Annotated in this window: 15 protein-coding genes; 5 read left to right on the forward strand and 10 right to left on the reverse strand. The window is 60.3% G+C overall.

Annotation, left to right across the window (positions count from 1 at the left end; all coding sequences use genetic code 11):
• Positions 1 to 45 precede the first annotated feature (45 nt).
• The 8 genes from O9X91_RS00530 to O9X91_RS00565 form a co-directional block, all read right to left on the reverse strand.
• Positions 46 to 411: an AtpZ/AtpI family protein gene (locus O9X91_RS00530; RefSeq protein ID WP_077982850.1), complete on the reverse strand. Its 366-nt coding sequence runs from the start codon at positions 409 to 411 to the stop codon at positions 46 to 48.
• Between the two features lie 270 nt (positions 412 to 681).
• Positions 682 to 1,845, reverse strand: coding sequence for a cell wall hydrolase (locus tag O9X91_RS00535; RefSeq protein ID WP_162520480.1), 1,164 nt, complete (start codon positions 1,843 to 1,845; stop codon positions 682 to 684).
• Positions 1,846 to 1,991: 146 nt separating this feature from the next.
• Positions 1,992 to 3,911, reverse strand: a complete 1,920-nt coding sequence (locus O9X91_RS00540) for a potassium transporter Kup (RefSeq protein WP_269833329.1) — start codon at positions 3,909 to 3,911, stop codon at positions 1,992 to 1,994.
• A gap of 15 nt (positions 3,912 to 3,926) precedes the next feature.
• Positions 3,927 to 4,904 (reverse strand): magnesium transporter CorA family protein, encoded by a 978-nt coding sequence (locus O9X91_RS00545; protein ID WP_162520479.1) that lies wholly within the window; start codon positions 4,902 to 4,904, stop codon positions 3,927 to 3,929.
• Positions 4,905 to 5,242: 338 nt separating this feature from the next.
• A complete protein-coding gene (locus tag O9X91_RS00550) occupies positions 5,243 to 6,373 on the reverse strand; it encodes an Mrp/NBP35 family ATP-binding protein (protein ID WP_269833330.1) in 1,131 nt (376 codons plus the stop codon).
• Positions 6,374 to 6,495: 122 nt separating this feature from the next.
• The gene (locus O9X91_RS00555; RefSeq protein WP_269833331.1) at positions 6,496 to 7,719 is read right to left on the reverse strand and encodes a CmpA/NrtA family ABC transporter substrate-binding protein; all 1,224 of its coding nucleotides are present in this window, start codon (positions 7,717 to 7,719) and stop codon (positions 6,496 to 6,498) included.
• A gap of 78 nt (positions 7,720 to 7,797) precedes the next feature.
• Positions 7,798 to 8,538 carry a helix-turn-helix transcriptional regulator gene (locus tag O9X91_RS00560; RefSeq protein ID WP_142912831.1) on the reverse strand — a complete coding sequence of 247 codons (741 nt, stop codon included), beginning with the start codon at positions 8,536 to 8,538 and terminating at the stop codon, positions 7,798 to 7,800.
• Between the two features lie 211 nt (positions 8,539 to 8,749).
• A complete protein-coding gene (locus O9X91_RS00565; RefSeq protein ID WP_269833332.1) occupies positions 8,750 to 9,619 on the reverse strand; it encodes an IclR family transcriptional regulator in 870 nt (289 codons plus the stop codon).
• Positions 9,620 to 9,690: 71 nt separating this feature from the next.
• Between O9X91_RS00565 and O9X91_RS00570 the strand changes: the two genes are divergently transcribed.
• The 4 genes from O9X91_RS00570 to O9X91_RS00585 are packed head-to-tail and all read left to right on the forward strand — an operon-like array spanning position 9,691 to position 12,924.
• The gene (locus O9X91_RS00570; RefSeq protein WP_269833333.1) at positions 9,691 to 10,473 is read left to right on the forward strand and encodes an SDR family NAD(P)-dependent oxidoreductase; all 783 of its coding nucleotides are present in this window, start codon (positions 9,691 to 9,693) and stop codon (positions 10,471 to 10,473) included.
• Positions 10,473 to 11,387, forward strand: a complete 915-nt coding sequence (locus O9X91_RS00575; protein WP_269834265.1) for a 2-dehydro-3-deoxygalactonokinase — start codon at positions 10,473 to 10,475, stop codon at positions 11,385 to 11,387. The genes O9X91_RS00570 and O9X91_RS00575 overlap by 1 nt, the downstream gene beginning before the upstream one ends.
• A 15-nt stretch (positions 11,388 to 11,402) precedes the next feature.
• Positions 11,403 to 12,032, forward strand: a complete 630-nt coding sequence (locus O9X91_RS00580; protein WP_269833335.1) for a 2-dehydro-3-deoxy-6-phosphogalactonate aldolase — start codon at positions 11,403 to 11,405, stop codon at positions 12,030 to 12,032.
• A gap of 4 nt (positions 12,033 to 12,036) precedes the next feature.
• Positions 12,037 to 12,924, forward strand: coding sequence for an SMP-30/gluconolactonase/LRE family protein (locus tag O9X91_RS00585; protein ID WP_142912828.1), 888 nt, complete (start codon positions 12,037 to 12,039; stop codon positions 12,922 to 12,924).
• Positions 12,925 to 13,058: 134 nt separating this feature from the next.
• Here the strand turns inward: O9X91_RS00585 and O9X91_RS00590 are convergent, their stop codons facing one another.
• Positions 13,059 to 14,411 (reverse strand): putative bifunctional diguanylate cyclase/phosphodiesterase, encoded by a 1,353-nt coding sequence (locus O9X91_RS00590; RefSeq protein WP_077982856.1) that lies wholly within the window; start codon positions 14,409 to 14,411, stop codon positions 13,059 to 13,061.
• A gap of 86 nt (positions 14,412 to 14,497) precedes the next feature.
• Positions 14,498 to 16,108: a response regulator gene (locus O9X91_RS00595; protein ID WP_162520488.1), complete on the reverse strand. Its 1,611-nt coding sequence runs from the start codon at positions 16,106 to 16,108 to the stop codon at positions 14,498 to 14,500.
• 410 nt (positions 16,109 to 16,518) lie between these two features.
• On the opposite strand from O9X91_RS00595, the gene mutL reads away from it, so the two are divergent.
• The gene (mutL, locus tag O9X91_RS00600; RefSeq protein WP_137410960.1) at positions 16,519 to 18,351 is read left to right on the forward strand and encodes a DNA mismatch repair endonuclease MutL; all 1,833 of its coding nucleotides are present in this window, start codon (positions 16,519 to 16,521) and stop codon (positions 18,349 to 18,351) included.
• Positions 18,352 to 18,474: the final 123 nt, after the last annotated feature.

Below are 18,474 nucleotides of genomic sequence, written 5' to 3' on the forward strand. Positions count from 1 at the left end.
CCTGTCGCCGCCTGTCGCGGCATCTCAACTGTAAGGAAAAACAGCCTAAAGGCCGCCTTTTCCACCCTCATCCTGTCTGTCCGCCTTCTCAAGTAGCGGCGGCTTGGCCACCGCGCCCGTGGAGCGCAACACATTCAATACGCCTGCGCAGAAACCGAGAAGAAGAAGAACGATCATCCCCCACGGCGTCGTGCCGGCAAAATAGTCCAGAAGATAACCCAGCATAGCGCCGACCACGATGGCAGAAATGAACTCCGATGAGAGCTTGACCGCCATCGCAAAACCTTTCCGGTTTTCCGCAGCGTTGGTCTCCGCCCTCACTTCCGCCTCATCCTCCGCCTTCACCTTCGCCAACTCATCGGCTAGGCGCTTGCGGCGCTCGTCCAGACTATCGTCACGGTTGCCAGTCATCTTAAAATCCCACCCATTTTCTCCGTTCCAGCCATGCCAGAACCCTTTGGAGTTGTAAACGGTGACGGATTAAGCCTGTTCCAGCCCGCTCTGAAGTCGCGCGCAACATAGTTTTAGGGGCTTCTCTAGTCAAGGCACTGTCGACGGTTGTTTCGACACAAATTAATCATGCAAAAACAACGGCTTGACATCAAGTCGCGGTTTGGCGGCGATGTTTCCCCAGGGAATCGGCATTTTTGACACGCAAAATGCGACAAATTGGCGGTGGTATCAGCTCCAGCCGCCGCCATAGGTACGGTAAAACACGTGCAAACCTATCCTGCCGACCTTTTTCATCGTGCGACCCCAGGCGGGACGCACATAAACGGCGTGATAGTGGGTTGCCGATCCCACTTCCTTCAACCAGATTTTGCCAGCCGTTGTGGCCATTGCCACTTCGCGCGCCATTTTCCAGTGGCGTTCGGAATTCACGCGATCCTTGATATTGTCGCAGGCGAAGGAAAACTGGCAGCGGTTGCGCCAGTCCTTGTTCTGGTAAACGACACCGCAGATGGTTTTCGGATAGGCGGGATTGCGCACGCGGTTGAGGATGACCTGTGCGACCGCCGCCTGTCCCTTCACCGATTCTCCGCGCGCCTCGAAATAGATGCCGGAGGCGAGGCATTGTTGTTCGGCTGCCGAAAATACGGCGGCGGGCAAAGGGGTGGCCGCCCAGGCGTGGTCGCCCTCGGCGATTTGCGGCACGAAACGGCCGGCGTCGGGCTTCTTGAGAATGGCGTCGAAGGGTGACTCGCGGGCGAAATCCGGTTCGGCCGGCGCATAGGCCGTGGCAAGAATATCCGGCGTACGATTGTTGATGAGTTCGGCCAGCATCGGCGATACGCTTCTGTCCGCCTTCTTTTCCTCGCGACGGAAATAGAAGGAGGCGAGTTCCACGTCCTTGCCACGCTTCGGTTTGACGAAAGCGGTGCGGTCCTTACGCTTCAGCGGCTCAATGTCCAGCATGCTGGTGCGCTGCAAGACGGAACCGGCGGTGAAAGCCTTGGGCGGCTGCATGATTTCGGTGGCGACGACACGACCCTTCTTGGCGGCGCGGTTGACGCGCTCGCTGTCGGGCGTCGTTGCCTCGCCCTTCTTATTGGTGACGAAAGCGACCTTGCTGCCATTGGGCAGGGTCATGCCGCCGCCGTGCAGCGCCGCCTCCCCTGCGGCATCGTTGAAGGTGAGCGAGGCATTGTGCACCGAGCCCGCCGGAGAGGCCGTCAGCACCATGCGCCATTGCTCGCCGCCATTATCCAGACCGGCCAGAAGCGAGGCCAGATCCGCGCGCGCAGCGAGGGAGGGAAAAACGAGCCAGGCGGCAAGGCCGAAGACGACGGGCGAGGTCCATTTTGACGCCCACGCCTCACGGGACACGGGGGACCGACGACGCATTACTCTTTTCGAACGCAAAACCAGCACTCCGAACACCGACAACCAAATTTGCTACAGGTGTTCGAGAATCTCTTATTAACCTTGATGCTTGGTTAACGCCGCGCGCGGACGCGGATTCACGTTAATGTGTAACCATCTTCTAATAGTCACACGACGACGTGCGAACCCAGCTCCACCACGCGGTTGGCCGGAAGGCGGAAATAATCCGAGGGATCGGCGGCGGTTTCGGCGAGCGCGATGAACAGGCGGTTCTGCCAGCCCGGCATGCCGGATTTCGGATCCGGCACCAGCTTGCGGCGGCCGAGATAAAACGAGGTCGACATGATGTCGAACTTGTAGCCGGTGCGTCTCAGATAGCCCAGCGCCTGGGTGACATTCTGCGTCTCCATAAAGCCGAAATGCAATTCGACCACGGCAAAACGGTCGCTCAGCTTCGTCAGCGTATAACGCTCTTCGGGGTGGACGCGCGGCTGGTCCTCGGTGCGGATCGTCAGGATGACGTTCTTGTCGTGAAGGACGTGGTTATGTTTGAGATTGTGCAACAGCGCCGCCGGCGCCGTCTCGGGATCGCCGGTAAGGAAGATTGCCGTGCCGGGCACACGCACCGGCGCATGGGCGCTCTCCTTTTCCACCGAGGCGACGAAGGCCTTCAGCGGCACATCGATGCGGCGGGTCTTGGCAAAGAGTATCTTTGAGCCGCGCTGCCATGTGGTCATGATGATGGTGAAGGCGATGGCCAACAGCACCGGCACATAACCGCCGTCGTGGATCTTCAGGAGGTTCGCTCCGAGGAAGATCAGTTCCAGCAACAGAAGCGGCGTCAGCACCGCAAGCGCCAGCCAGATCGACCATTTCCAGCGCTTGCGCACGAATTCGAAGAACATCAGGCTGGTGACGACCATCGCGCCGGTCACGGAAATACCGTAGGCGGTGGCAAGCGCATCCGAACTCTTGAAGGTGATGACCAGTGCGACGACGCCGAACAAGAGGATGGTGTTGACGGCCGGAAGGTAAATCTGCCCCGTATTGGTTTCCGAGGTGAAGAGGATTTCCATGCGCGGCAGATAACCGAGATGGATCGCCTGGCGCACGAGCGAAAACGCGCCCGTTATGACCGCCTGGCTGGCGATGATGGTGGCGGCGGTTGCCAGAATGACGGCCGGCAGGATCGCCCATTGCGGGAACATCAGATAGAAGGGATTGGACATCGCCGCCGGGTCTTTCAGCACCAGCGCGCCCTGCCCGAGATAATTCAGCGTCAATGCCGGGAAAACCAGACAGAACCACGCCCACTGGATGGGACGACGGCCGAAATGGCCGAGATCGGCGTAAAGCGCTTCCGCCCCCGTGATCGTCAGGAAGACCGCGCCGAGCACGACGACGCCGTAGAAACCTTCATTGGCCAGAAATTCCACCGCATGCCACGGATTGAAGGCGAAGAGGATGCTGAAGTCATCGGCGATATGAAGAAGACCGGCCAGACCCATGACGATGAACCAGACGGCGGTGATCGGTCCGAAGAATTTCGCCACCGTGCCCGTGCCGTGGGACTGGATGGCGAAGAGGCCGATGAGGATGCCGACGGAAATCGGAATGATTAAGGCGTCCATTTCCGGCGTGACGAGCTTCAGGCCTTCCACCGCCGAAAGCACCGATAGCGCCGGCGTGATCATGGCGTCGCCCAGAAACAACGCCGCGCCGATGAGGCCGAGCACGATGAGAACGCTGCGGTGGGTACCCGCCGTCTTCATCAGCAGCGCCAGCAGCGAGAGCGTTCCGCCCTCGCCGTCATTGTCCGCACGCAGAAGAAGCGTGATGTATTTGAACGTCACGATGATCGTCAAAGCCCAGATCATCAGGGACGTGAGGCCGATGACTTCTTCCTGCGTCACGCCGTCATAGGCGATCGGCCGAAGGGCTTCGCGGAAGGCGTAGAGCGGGCTGGTGCCGATATCACCATAGACGACGCCGATGGAACCAAGGATCGCGGCATAAAGCCCTTTGTTCTGATGCTTGTCATCCGCATCCGGTTTCTCGGCAACATCCTTGTCGACGATTTGAGACATGATGATCCTGGCTCCTCAGAGCCAGCCCTTCCAACGAAAAAAGAGAAACGGAATGATCGCGGACATCACCATCACGATCAGCGCAAGCGGATAACCAAATGTCCAGCTCAACTCCGGCATGAGCTGAAAGTTCATTCCGTAAATGGAGGCCACCAGCGTGGGTGGCAGGAACACCACCGACGCGATGGAAAAAATCTTGATGATGCCGTTCTGCTCGATATTGATGATCCCAAGCGAGGCGTCCAAGAGAAAGGTCAGATTGCCGGAAACGAAGGAGGCATGTTCATTCAGCGACTGGATATCGCGCCCGATCGACTTGCCCTGCTCCCGCGCGCCCTTGTCCTCGCGCACCTGATCGCTGGTGGACAGAAAGGTCTGAAGGCGCGCCAGCGATGCAAGGCTCACGCGGACCTTCGATATCAGCCGGTGATAGGCGGCGATGTTGCCGAGGCGGTCTTCGAGATAGCGTGGCGCCTTGCGTTTGGAACGAGCCTGGCTGCCGAGAATATCGGCGGCGAGATTGTCGATCCCCGTAACCGAGTTTTCGAGAATCTCCGCCGTGCGGTCGACGATGGTTTCGAGCAGCTTCAGGAGCAGCGCCGCGCCGCTGCGCATCTCATGCGGAACGCGCGTGATGGCGGCGGTGAAGAGATGGAAGGATTTCGGCTCGGCGTAACGGATTGTCACCAGACGCTTGCCGGCAAGGATGAAGGCGACGTCGGTGAGGCGGGGATCGTCCGAATCCGCCTTCCACACCAGAGAGGCGGTCATGAACACATTACCGTCTTCCATATAAAGCCGACTGGAAGGTTCGATATCCTTCAGATCCTCACGGGTGGGCAGATCGAGCCCCAGCAGCTTTTCCACATGTTGCTCTTCCGCCCTGTCCGGATCGACGAGATCGATCCAGACGATGTCGTCGGGGACCTGTCCGGAGCCGTCGTCTGACGACAGGCTGATCGCCTCGCAATTGGCGCGATAGGCTTTTATCAATCCGTTTCTCCGCTCCACATTGCAGGCTTCAGCCGCAATGCTGCTTAACATATCCTGTTTGCGCTCGGCAAACCTTTGGACGACACTTCAGGGACCGTCGGAACAGGCGGGATTTTGACAATCTCGCCGGCCCGATGGACCAAGAGCCAAACGGCGCAGGCGTATGCGCCCAAAGCGAGACGCAATCAAGCAATATTTTTTCTCGACAGCATTGCAGGCGAAGCATTTCTGGATCTCAAATCCGGAAATGCTTTCGGATACTCCCGTTTAATCTTATGTTTTCAAACGACTATCGAGGAAGAAGAAACCCTGTCCGGCTTTGCTCCATGGCTGGGGTGTTATTCGAAAACAATCCTCGGGGCGGCTTTTTGCTCGCTTGCACCGATGCGCGCCCAGACTTTTTGCGCGATATCGCGGTAGACTGCGGCCTGCGGGCCATCGGGTTCTGCTGCGACGACCGGCGTTCCGGCATCTGACATTTCGCGGATGGATATGGTGAGCGGCACTTCGCCGAGAAACGGAACGCCGATCCTTTCCGCTTCAGCCTTCGCGCCGCCATGACCGAAAATATCGTAACGCGCACCGGTATCGGGCGCGATGAAATAGCTCATATTCTCGATGACGCCCAGCAGCGGTACTTCCACCTTGCGGAACATGGTGACGCCCTTGCGCGCATCGGAGAGCGCCAGATCCTGCGGCGTGGAAACGATGACGGCGCCGGCGAGCGGCACCTGCTGGGCGATGGTAAGCTGCGCATCGCCGGTGCCGGGCGGCATGTCCAGCACCAGCACGTCCAGTTCGCCCCAGGCCACTTCGCGCAGCATCTGCATCAGGGCGGACTGCACCATCGGCCCGCGCCAGATCATCGCGGCTTCCTCATCCACCAGAAAGCCCATGGACATGACCTTCAGTCCGTAATTCTCCTTGGGGAGGATGATGCGGTCTTCCTGTTGCTTCGGACGGCCGGAAATTTTCAGCAGCCGCGGCAGCGAGGGGCCATAAATATCGGCATCGAGCATGCCGACCTTGAGGCCGAGCGACTGGAGGCCGAGCGCCAGATTGACGGCGGTCGTCGACTTGCCCACCCCGCCCTTGCCCGAGGCCACGGCGATGATGGATTTGACCCCCGGCACGCCGACCTTTGACGAGCCGGGCTGAGTGGTCGGCCGGCCGGTTGCGGCGGCGGGGCGCGCAGGCGCGGGCTGCTGCTGGCCAGGCTTGCGGTCGGCCGTCAGCGCCACGACCGCGCCGACGATGCCCTCAACGCCCTTGGCCGCCTGTTCGGCGGCAAGCCGCAACGGCTCCATCGCCGCAGCCCTGTCGGCCGGGACGGTGATCGAGAAATAGGCCTTCGCATCGGCGATGAAAATTTCCGAGACCATGCCGAGTGCGACGATGCTCTTGCCGCTGCCGGGATAGACCACCGCTTCCAGCGCCTTTTCCACCTGGCTCCTGCTGACATCTGCCATATTCCTGCTCCGCTTCATCATCCGACCGGGTATTGCGTGCCATCCATAGAGAAGCCGGAGCGCTTCGCCAATGCCAAAGCGCGACAACAGTCAGGCATTCGCGACGATTTGACGCTGCGGCTTCAGATCTCGTCGTCCATCTCCAGCGTTTCCGGGTCGAAAACATGACCGTCGAAAAAGAAGTCGGGGCCCAGCACCAGACCCGTGCGCGATGCGCCGACATGAACAGGCTCACGCAACGTGCCCTCAAGCTTCAGATTTGCGCCCGGCACCGGCGCAAAAAGCGGCTTCATCGCTTTGCGGAAAATATCCGGCCGGTAGGCGTTACGGGCCGCCTCCACCATGGCGGGATCGAACCGGTAATCGGCGGAAACCTCGCCCCAGCGCAGCATTTGGCTGAAGAACCACAGGGCCTGACTCTGCCATGGAAAATTGGCGGCCTTGGCGCTCGTCACGAAAAATTCCTGAAAGCGCTGCATGTCCTTCTGCGAGGTGGAAATATAGCCCGTCAGCGCCGGCAGCAGGAATTCACCGTTCTCATCCATATATTGAGGAGCGGCGAGGATGCCGGCCAGTTCCTCGATATTGGCGGTATTGGCGCACCATTCGCCGGCGCGGTAGAGGGCGCGCAGCAGCCCTTCCAGCAGGGCTGGGTTCTCCTCCGCCCAGCGCTTCTTCGCGGCCAGCATCTTTTCCGGCGCATTGCGCCAGATCAACGCCCCGGTGGTGACGATACGCCCCGCGCCGCCGAGCACCACGGCGCTGCCCGCCGGCTCGGCGGTACAGAGCGCATCGACCTTGCCGTTTTCCAGGAGCGCCGGCATGGCCTTCGGCAGCGCCTCGACGATTTCCATATCCCGGCCGAGCAGCACGCCGTAGCTTCCAAGCAGGTAACGCAGGGTATAAAAAGGCGTGGAGACGATATCTTCGACCGCAAAGACCGGAGGATTTCCGCCCGCCGCCCGGCGCGCGGCGCAGACACGGGCCATGGCGCGTCCAAAAGCCGCCGGGTCCGGTAACTTCAGCCCTTCGCGGTAGAGCTCGTTATAAAATCCGTGGGAAACGGTCGTCGCCGATCCGCCGAGGGAAAGCGTGAAAACGCCGACAATATCGGCGGGCAGATCGTCGAGGCCGACAGCCGAGCCGACCGGAACCGGGGCGGGCAGGTGCGCGACGTGAACGCCATCCTCGCCAAGCGCCGCAAGCACGGCGCGGGCGGACTGTTTTCGGAAAAGTTCAAGTTCTATGCCTTCATCGGCAGCAAAGCCTTTTTCGGCAGCGGCTATCAGCACGGCGCAATCGATAGTCGGAGAAAATCCTGCTTTTACCCTATGCCGTTCCGGCAAACGATTTCTCCTTTCCGGTGATTCGAAAAGAGGATCGCCCAGGAAACGGTTTATCACAATGATAAAATTACGGTTTCGCTATTTTATCAGGCCGACCCGCAGCGCTTTTGCGACGGCCTGGGTGCGGTTGACCGTGTCGAGTTTTTTCGTCGCGCGGTTCAGGTAATGATTGATGGTATGTTCCGACAGCATCATGATTTCAGCGATTTCGGCGCTGGTCTTGCCAGCGGCGGTCCAGTTCAGGCAGTCGATCTCCCGCTCGCTCAGTGTTTCGGGGACCCTGAGATCGAGCCGGCGGATTTCAGACAGCCGGGCGAAGACATGGCTGGAAATATATAAAAGCTCGGCAAGCCGGCTGGTGGTCACGGCCGTCCTGTTGCCGGAAAAAGATACCGCGCCGCGTCGCATGGTAATGTCGTGAACGGGAAACCAGACCGAATTGATCATCTCGAAACGTTCTAAAAGGTTGATCACGGTTTTCCTGGCGATTTCTCCCTCGCCTCCGACCAGAAAATCCATTGAGACGGAAAAGGGAACGGTCGATTTTTTCAACTGCGCCATCACCCGGCTGTTTTGCAGCATGCCCTCTTCATCGTAACGCTGCAGAAGCTCCGCCGGCCAGCTGGTGATGATCGTATATTGCGACAATTCGCTCGCCGCTTCCGACGACAGGTCAAGAACCATGAAAGCCTTGAATTCCCAGGCTTCCGTCAGCCGTTTCAGGAACCGGAATATATCGAATTGCGTGTTCAGACCGGCGATCTCGCGAACGCAATCAACACCAATCGACTGAACGGCGGCCGCCTCTGTTTTTTGCATCAAAGCTGTTCTTCGAGAATGAGAAATGCCGCCGCAAAGGCCTGCCCTTGCCCGGAAATTGTTGCGGATGTTACTCACCAAAACGATTCATGCAAACGAAAGTTGAAAACTTAATTCAGAATAGTCGAAAATAATATTGAACGTGCCTGAATGGGTGCAAGGCCGGCAGTTTCACCCCGTAAAATCCATGGGTCAGAAGTCTTCGTTTTCCTCAACCATCCGCCACCGGGGACAATCTGCACGCAAGATCGTCGGAAATTCTGTCGGCGGTTTCGCGCACCAGGGGGCCCCATTTGCGAAGCTGTTCCACATCCACGCGATAGGCCGGACCGGTGACGGAAATCGCCGCGCGAAAATTGCGGCCGGGCGCCCGGACCGGTGCGGCAACGCAGTGAATTCCGATCTCGTGCTCCTGAAGATCAAAACCGTAGCCGTTGTCTCGAATTGTCGCCACTTCCCTCATCAGCGCTTCCGGCGTCGTGACCGTGCTTTCCGTGAAGCGATGAAAATCCAGTTCCGCGGCCAGCTGCGCCAGATCGTCGGCGGAGAGCAGCGACAGCGCCGCCTTGCCCACGCCGGTGCAATAGGCTGGGGAGGTTTTGCCGACCTGCGAATGCATGCGCAATGTGTGCCGGCCCTCCATCTTGTCCAGATAGGTGACCTGTCCGCCGTTCAGCACCGCGAGATGCACCGACTCCTGCGTCACCGCCTGCAAGGCCGCCAGATGGGGTGCCGCGACGCTGCGCAGGTCGTTACCGCTCCAGGCTTTCGCGGCCAGTTGCAGCAACCTCAGCCCCACGGCATAGGTCTGATCGGCAGCGTGATCGACAAGGCCTTCGGCAACGAGATGGGCGAGCTGGCGGTGAACCGTGCCGCGCGGCTGGCCACAAGCTTCGACCACATCGGTAAAGCGCATCGGTTTTTCAGCAAAGGCGATCAGCTCCAGCAGCGAGACAGCTTTGCCGAGCGTGCCCGTCTCAACGCCGGCCTTCCGCTGCGTCAGCGGAACCGCATCAGGCTTTTGACGATTGGGCTTTTTATTATCGGGCATGGCAACATCCACCGTCATCTGCCTTGACATAAGCGTGACGCCAAGAGAATAATTCCATTTAGTAAAATCTAGTTCCAAATATTGGAACGAGCAAGCCTTTCATGGACGAGATGACGCCGATGACGCAAGCCCAATTTCCGGACCTCAAGGATGCGGGCGTGCTCGTCACCGGCGGCGGTTCCGGCATCGGAGCATCGTTGGTGGAAGCCTTTGCGATGCAAGGCGCGAAGGTTTCTTTCATCGACATCGCCGAAGAACCAAGTCTGGCGCTCGTCAAGCGGCTTGCGACAACGGCGCCGCATCCGGTTCACTTCTTCAAGACCGACCTTCGCAATATTGCGGCGATCGGAAAGACGGTGGAGGCGGCGGCCTCCGCCACCGGCGGGATCAAGGTACTGGTCAATAACGCCGCCTGGGACGACCGCCACGACATAGACACGGTGACGGAGGCCTATTGGGACGCCAATCAGGCGGTCAATCTGAAGCAGATGTTCTTCACGGTTCAGGCAGCCCTGCCCTATCTCCGGCAGGCGAAAGACGCGTCCATCGTCAATTTTTCATCCATCTCGTTTCTGCTCAATATGGGCGATCTGCCCTCCTATGCGGCGGCCAAGGCCGGTATCATCGGGCTGACGAAAAGCCTGGCAGGCCGGCTGGGCCCGGAAAATATACGCGTCAACACGCTTTTGCCCGGCATGATCGTGACGGAACGGCAGAAGGAACTGTGGCTGACGGATGAAGGCATCGCTGCCACCACGGCGCGGCAGTGCCTGAAGCGCACGCTCGTCGCTGCCGATCTTTCCGGGCCTTGCCTGTTTCTCGCATCATCGGCATCGAGCGCCATCACGGCGCAATCCATTATCGTAGACGGAGGCCTGTTATAATGTCCGAACCCGCTTTCATCGCCGTTGACTGGGGCACGACCAGTTTCCGGCTCTGGCTTCTCAGCCGATCGGGCGCGGTGCTTGCCGAACGGCGCAGCGCGGAAGGCATGACCACCGCCATGCGGACCGGTTTTGCCGACGTGTTGCAGGCGCATCTTGACGCCATCGGCGCGCCGGAAGATCTGCCGGTTATCGTCTGCGGCATGGCAGGGGCGCGGCAGGGCTGGGTCGAGGCGGGTTATATCGACGTGCCGGCGTCGCTTTCGGCGGTTCCGGGCGGCGCGGTTCGTGTGCCGGGCCAGGCGCGGGATGTGCGCATTCTGCCGGGGCTGGCGCAGCGGGACAAAACCGCGCCCGACGTCATGCGCGGCGAGGAAACGCAATTGCTCGGCGCTCTCGCCTCCTCGGATGCCGGTGAAAAACTCGTCTGCATGCCAGGCACCCATTCCAAATGGGTGACCGTGAAGGATGGCGGCGTGACCGGCTTCGCCACGTTCATGACCGGCGAGCTCTTCGAAGTCGTCTCGAAACAGACGATCCTTTCCCATGCGGTGACCGAGGCCGAAGCCTTTACCGGCGAGCATGAGGCTTTCACGGCGGCGGTGCGCGACATCTATGCCAATCCGCAGCTTGCGACCAATCGCTTTTTCACCCTTCGCTCCGGCCAATTGCTGCACGGCCTCACCGCCACCGACGCCAAGGCCAAGCTGTCCGGTATCATGATCGGGCTGGAAATCGCCGGCGCTCATTCGCAGGCGAAGCGGGAGACGCCGGTGGTTCTGATCGGCTCCGGCGCACTCGGCTCGCTTTATGAAGGTGCCTTCACCGCCCTTGATATCCACTATACGGTCATTGATGCAGACGAGGCCGTGCGGCGCGGATTGCTGGCCGCTGCAAATGCCATCTGGCCATAAGAAGAAAGATCGACCATGCGTATTCCCTTCCCTTCCATCCAATATCCGCTGATCGCCATTCTGCGCGGCCTGAAACCCGAGGAAACCGAAGGCGTCGTCGGCGCACTGATCGAAACCGGCTTCCGCGCCATTGAAATTCCGCTGAACTCGCCCGATCCGTTCCGCTCCATCGAGATCACCGCGAAGATGGCGCCCGCCGATTGCCTGATCGGAGCCGGCACCGTGCTCAGCGTTGAAGACGTGGCGTCGCTGGATGCGGCCGGTGGAAAGCTGATGGTGAGCCCGAATGCCGATGCGGAGGTCATTACCGCTGCGCGTGAAAAAGGCATGGTGACGATGCCGGGGGTCCTCACCCCCACCGAGGCGCTGGTGGCAGCGAAGGCCGGTGCGACCGGGCTCAAATTTTTCCCCGCCAGCATCATCGGCCCCGCCGGCATCAATGCCATCAGGACGATTCTGCCGAAGGATCTGGTCATAGCCGCCGTCGGCGGCGTCTCGGACAAGAATTTTTCTGAATATACCTCGGCCGGTATCGTGGCTTTCGGGCTTGGCACCAGCCTTTACAAGCCGGGCATGACGGCGGCGGAGGTGCGCGAACGCGCCACTGTCACACTTTCAGCCTATGATGCTGCCATCGGAGGATAAGAGCTTGGCCACTGTTTTTCCCTTTACCGGACGCGTTCTGGACGAAACGCCGATGCTGCTCGGCGAAGGCCCGACCTTCGACCCCGCGACCGGCACCGCCTGGTGGTTCAATATTCTCGAGCGTGAACTGCATGAGCTGCATCTCGCCTCCGGCCGCAAGACCGTGCACGCTTTGCCCTTCATGGGCAGTGCGCTCGCCAAGGTCAGCGACAGCAAGCAGCTGATCGCCTCCGATGACGGGCTTTTCCTGCGCGACACGGCAACCGGCGTGCTGACCCTGCATGCCGAGCTGGAAATGGATTTGCCCGACAACCGCTCCAATGACGGGCGCATGCACCCCTCCGGCGCGCTGTGGATCGGCACCATGGGCCGCAAGGCGGAGACCGGTGCGGGCAGCATCTATCATGTCGCGAAGGGCACCGTGACCAAGCTGTTTGCCGGGATCAGCATTCCGAATTCGATCTGTTTCTCGCCCGATGGCGCGACGGGATATTACGTCGACACCAAGGTAAACAAGCTGATGCGGGTGCCGCTCGATGCCGAGACCGGCCTGCCCTCCGGCAAGGCTGAAGTCTTCATCGATTCCACGGGTATCAAAGGCGGCATCGACGGGTCGGTCTGCGATGCCGAAGGGCATATATGGAACGCCCGCTGGGGCGTGGGCGCCGTGGATCGTTACGACACGGACGGCAATCATATCGCCCGATATGAGGTGCCCGGCGGACAGACGACCTGCCCCGCCTTCATCGGCCCCGACGCATCGCGCCTTCTCGTGACATCCGCGCGCGAACATCTCGACGACGACGCCCTTGCCACCAATCCGCAGCATGGGTTGACGTTCGAGCTGGGGGTTGACGTCAAGGGCCGGTTTGAGCCGCTTTACCGGTTGTGAAGCGCGGCATCCGCCAACCTCTTCTCATTCCTGTGCTTGTCACAGAAATGAGGGTTGTGGGGATGCGCCGGCGCGCACAAGCTCGGCTGAGATACTGCTTTCTCCAACAAGAGTAACGACCAAGCCGCACCGCATCAGGAAATATCCGACAATATCTCGCGGTAATTCTCGTGCAGATAACGCTGGGTCGCGGCGGCGTCGGCGGGGCGGCCGTAGAAATAGCCCTGCCCCATGGCGCAGCCGAGTGCGAGCAGCTTTTCCTCTTCCGCCCGTTCTTCTATCCCCTCGGCCACCACCTCGAGATCGAGTCCTTCGCACATGGCGACGATGGCCTTGATGATATGTTCGGAAGGGCGGTCGCTGCTGATACGCGAGACAAAGGCGCGGTCGATCTTCACCTTGTCGAAGGTGAAATCCCTCAGGCGGCCGAGGCTGGACTGGCCGGTACCGAAATCGTCGAGGGAGATGCGAACACCCGCGCTCTGCAATTCGCTGATGATACGCTGCGCGGTATCGGCAGACGTCATGACAGCCGTTTCGGTGATTTCAAGCTCCAGCCGGTGCGGGTCGAGGCCGACACGCGAGAGAATGGACAAAATATTGTCCGCCGTGCTTGGGTCCATCAATTGTGCGGAAGAGAGGTTGAAAGACAGGAAAAGCTCGCGCGGCCAGAACAGGGCCGCCTCCGCCGCCTTTCGGAGCAAAGCTTCCGACAGTGCGTCGATAAAGCCGCGCTCTTCTGCCAGCGGCACGAAAACGGCAGGCGATACGAAGCCGAGATCCGGGTCGTTCCAACGGGCGAGCGCCTCGAAACCGATGACCTTCGCCTCTTCCAGTCTGACGATGGGCTGGAAATGCACGTCGATGGCGTCGGTGATGATGGCGTTTCTGAGCGCCTGTTCCAGCTGCGTGGCGCGCTTCATTTCCTGCGCGATTTCGCGCGAATAGACGGTGATCTGGCCGCGGCCGCGTCTCTTGGAGCGATAAAGCGCTGTTTCAGCGCTTTTCAGCAAATCCTCGAATTCATCGCCGGCGAAGGGATAGATGGCAAAACCGAAGGAGGAGGACAGACGGACGTTGCGGTCGCCGAGATCGTAAGGGGCCGAAAGCACGTCCTTGATCATGTTGCCAATGCGTTCCGCGCCGATGCGCTCAAAGACCAGCGGCAGCACGAAGGCGAACTCGTCGCCGTCATGGCGCGTCACGATCGCGCCGTCGGGAATGCAGGCCTTCAGCCGGTGCGCGACCTGGCAGAGGATTTCATCGCCCGCCTGCACGCCGAACAGATCGTTGATAGGTTTGAAGCCGTCTATATTGGCGATGCCGACCGTGAAGGGCGCCGGATCGCTGGAGCGCTCGCTGGCAAGCATACGAATCTTGTCCCGCAGACGGTAGCGGTTGCCGAGCCCCGTCAGTGGGTCGCTGTAGGCCATCGCCTGCAGCTCGTTCTGGCTGACCTGCAACGTTTGCGGCTCTGCCCGTTTCATTTCTGCATCTCGTGAATCCTGTGTCGCCCGCGGTCACAATGCAGTGCAAGTATTAAAAAAGCCATAGCCTTCCGGCAATGGCAATTTCAGGCCCGTAGCCGCAAGCCGTCCTTGCCGAAAAGCCGCAGGAAAACCGCCTCGACCATGTCCGGGCTGACGGGTTTCAAAAGCATGTCGTCCATGCCGGATGCCCGGCATTTGTCGAGATCGCCCTCGAAAGCGTGGGTGATGACGCCGACGATGGGAATGTGCTTGTCTCCGCCAAGGCTGCGCATGCGGCGGGCGACTTCGAAGCCGTCGATATCGCCCAGCGTCGTATCGAGCAGGACGGCGGAAGGCGGCTGTTCGGCAAAGAGCCGCAGCGCCTCTTCGCCCGAGGTAGCGAGCCGCCAGGAAAGCCCAAGGCCTTCGAGTATCTGCGAAAAGACGATCTGGTTAACCCTGTTGTCCTCGACGAGAAGTATTTCGCAGACACCGCCGGTCTTCAAGATTGCAGGCAGATCATCCGTCATGATCTCCCAGTCTTCGTCAGCGGCTTTCTCCTTCGGGGAGGCAGCGGCGAGATAATGCAGCAGGGAGGCCTCAATCTCCTCTTCCTCGATAGTGACGACGGGCAGGGCATGCGCCGAGGCAATATCGAGGCATGCAACGCTCATTTGGGCATCGACAACCACCACATCGATGCTCACCCCGGCGGAGGCTGCGACCTCGATGAAGGCACGCTGTTCGTCCTCACTCGTCACCGCCGCATGGTCCATGCCGCCCGCCGTCAGCCGGCGACCGGCGGCTTCCGCAAAATGTCCGCTTGCAGAGACGATCAGCACTGCCTTGCTTTTTAATACCCCGCCATGATTGTCCGGCTCTTCGTCCTTGCCATAGGTGGAGGCGACGAAGGGGACATGTTCGAGCGAGGGGATGACGGGCGTGCCGTTGGCGTCGATGGTAGCGAGAGCGGTCACGTCCTCCATCGTCGTTACCAGAAAATATCGGCCGGGCCTGCCCACACGCTGCTTGCGGGTGATGGTCAGCACCTCTTCGCCATTCAGACGCCGCACCCTTTCCGGGATGATGCTCGGCACGCCGCTATCCAGCACCATACGATCGGCGACATCGATCCGTCCGGCAACCTTGCGCGAGTGGAGATCGAAAACGGTACGGCCAAGAATGCTCTCGGGACTTGTCTCGACAAGGGCACAGGCGGATTTGTTGACAGCGGCATAGGCCATGTTCCGATCCTTGACGAAGACGGGAAATGGCAGATTGTCGAGAATGTCCTCGATGAGCTGCACGCGCTCGAGATCGATGCGCCATTGCTCTTCACGTTTCTTCTGTTCGGAAATATCCGCAACGACGCTGATGCCGAGGCCGGACGGCAGGCGGTTCATGACGAAGCGCAGGAAGCGCTCTCCCTTCAGCCGTTCGGTTTTTTCCGATCTTTCCTTCCAGTGCAGCGCCAGGCGTTCGCCGATCCATTCCTCCCGGCCGAGCGGGCGGGTATTGGCGGAAAGACTTTCCGCTTCCAGCAGATAACAATCATATAGCGCGCTCAGATAGTCGCGCAGCCGCGCACCCGGGCCGATAACGGCCTCTTCCAGTGGAAAAAAGCTGAGGAGTTTCCGGCTTGCGAAAATAATGTGATCGTTCCGGTCGTAAACGACTATCGCCGCGCCAAGCGCGTCGCAAAGGGCATCAAGCATCACCGTATGAACGCCCGCGCCAGAGGACGCCAAATCACTCAACTGCAAACTCCCGCCTGTTTTTCAGGGGTCAGGCTTATGTTTCTAGTGGAATCGTCCAGGGCAAATGCCGGGATGAAACGAAAAATTCCGCAAAAGAGACATCAGGGTTTGCAACTTGAAGCAGTCTTGAGGGGAAGATGACGCTCACCCATAGTCGACGTCACACGCCACCCGGCGAAGGCGGCCCCCGTTCCTGCGGTCATTTCAAGCCGCCTCACCATAATCAAGGCCGATTAAAGGCGGATTAACGCTTAGCGCCATGTTGACGGAAATGATCAAATGCCAGACAGGCCGCAAAACATGTGCAAATTTCCGCAGCCCGAGTTTTTTGCTTTCGAAGCCGTAGCGAATCCGCGAAAATGACGATCATGGCCATCAAGCAGCTTTCAGAAACCCTTATCAACCAGATCGCCGCCGGCGAGGTCATCGAAAGACCCTCCAGCGCCACGAAGGAACTGGTGGAAAACGCCATCGACGCGGGCGCGACGCGGATCGAGATCGCGACGGCCGGCGGCGGTAAGGGACTGGTGCGGATTACCGATAACGGTTCCGGCATGTCGCCTGCCGATCTGGAGCTTGCGGTCAGGCGTCACTGCACCTCGAAAATTTCCGATACGCTGGACGATATCCGCACGCTCGGGTTTCGCGGCGAGGCGCTGCCCTCCATCGGCTCGGTCGCCAAGCTGACGATTACCAGCCGGCAACAGGGCGCTGAACAGGGTTCGGTGATTTCCGTCACCGGCGGCAAGGTGTCCGATGTCCGGCCCGCCGCTTCGAATGCCGGCACCATCGTCGAGGTGCGGGACCTGTTCTTCGCCACCCCCGCGCGGCTGAAATTCCTGAAGACGGAACGGGCGGAGGCGGCCGCGATCACCGAGGTCGTCAAACGCATGGCGATCGCCTTTCCGCATATTCGTTTCGTGCTATCGGGCACCGATCGTTCGACGCTTGAAATCCCCTCCACCGGCGATGACCATCTGGCCCGCATGGCGCAAATTCTCGGCGCCGAGTTCAAGGACAATGCGATAGAGATCGACGCCGGGCGCGAGGATGTGACGCTCTCCGGTTTTGCCGGCGTGCCGACCTTCAATCGCGGTAACTCGGCGCATCAATATGTCTTCGTCAACGGCCGGCCGGTGCAGGACAAGTTGCTTTTATCCGCCATTCGCGGCGCTTATGCCGAAACCGTGCCGCATGGGCGATATCCTGTCGCGGTGCTGTCCATCACGCTCGACCCCGCCTTTGTGGATGTGAATGTGCATCCTGCAAAGTCCGACGTGCGTTTTCGCGATCCCGGCCTCATTCGCGGGCTGATCGTCGGCGCGATCCGACAGGCGCTGACGCGCGACGGCGACAGGGCTGCGACGACGGGGGCGAGCCAGATGATGAACGCCTTCCGCCCCGGCTACAGCCCGTCCGGCCTTCGGCCCTCGCCTTCCATAGCAGCCGCCGCGCCATGGTCCGCTGCCACCTCGCCTTCGCGCCCGCTTGCGGTTTCCGGGGACATGCAATTTGCCGAGGCGGTGCAGTCACGTTTTTCCGACATCACCATGCCGACTGCGAGGGCCGAGCCTAGGGACACTGACGAGACCGCCGCAAGCCCCCCGTCTGAACCTTTGCTATATCCGCTCGGAGCGGCGCGGGCGCAACTGCACGAGAACTACATCATCGCGCAGACGGAAAACGGCCTCGTCATCGTCGACCAGCATGCCGCGCACGAGCGGCTGGTGTTCGAACAGATGCGCAATGCGCTGCATTCGAGGCGGCCGCCTTCGCAGGTGTTGCTCATCCCCGAGATCATCGACCTGCCGGAAGAGGATTGCGACCGGCTGATGGATCATGCCGCCGGTTTCGATGCGCTCGGGCTCGTCATCGAGCGTTTCGGGCCGGGCGCCGTCGCCGTCCGGGAAACGCCGGCCATGCTGGGCGAAGTCAATGTGCAGGGGCTGGTGCGCCAGCTCGCTGACGAGATCGCCGAATGGGACGCAGCCTCAACGCTTGCCAACAAGCTGGAATATGTCGCGGCCACCATGGCCTGCCACGGCTCCGTGCGTTCCGGCCGGCGCATGCGGCCGGAGGAGATGAACGCGCTTCTGCGGCAAATGGAAAACACGCCGGGTTCCGGCCAGTGCAATCACGGCCGTCCGACCTATATCGAACTGAAACTTTCCGATATAGAACGGCTCTTCGGCCGTAGCTGACGCCGCAAGCAGGCGGGGCTGGCCTTGCGCCACGCCGCGCTATATAAATTCGAGATACTGGAGCACCCAATTGTTCAGGAAAACGCTGCGCCGTTTCGGACTGGGTGCGCTCACAGGACAGAG

Origin of the sequence: Agrobacterium salinitolerans (assembly GCF_027498475.1) — a bacterium.
GTDB classification, from domain to species: Bacteria; Pseudomonadota; Alphaproteobacteria; order Rhizobiales; family Rhizobiaceae; genus Agrobacterium; species Agrobacterium salinitolerans.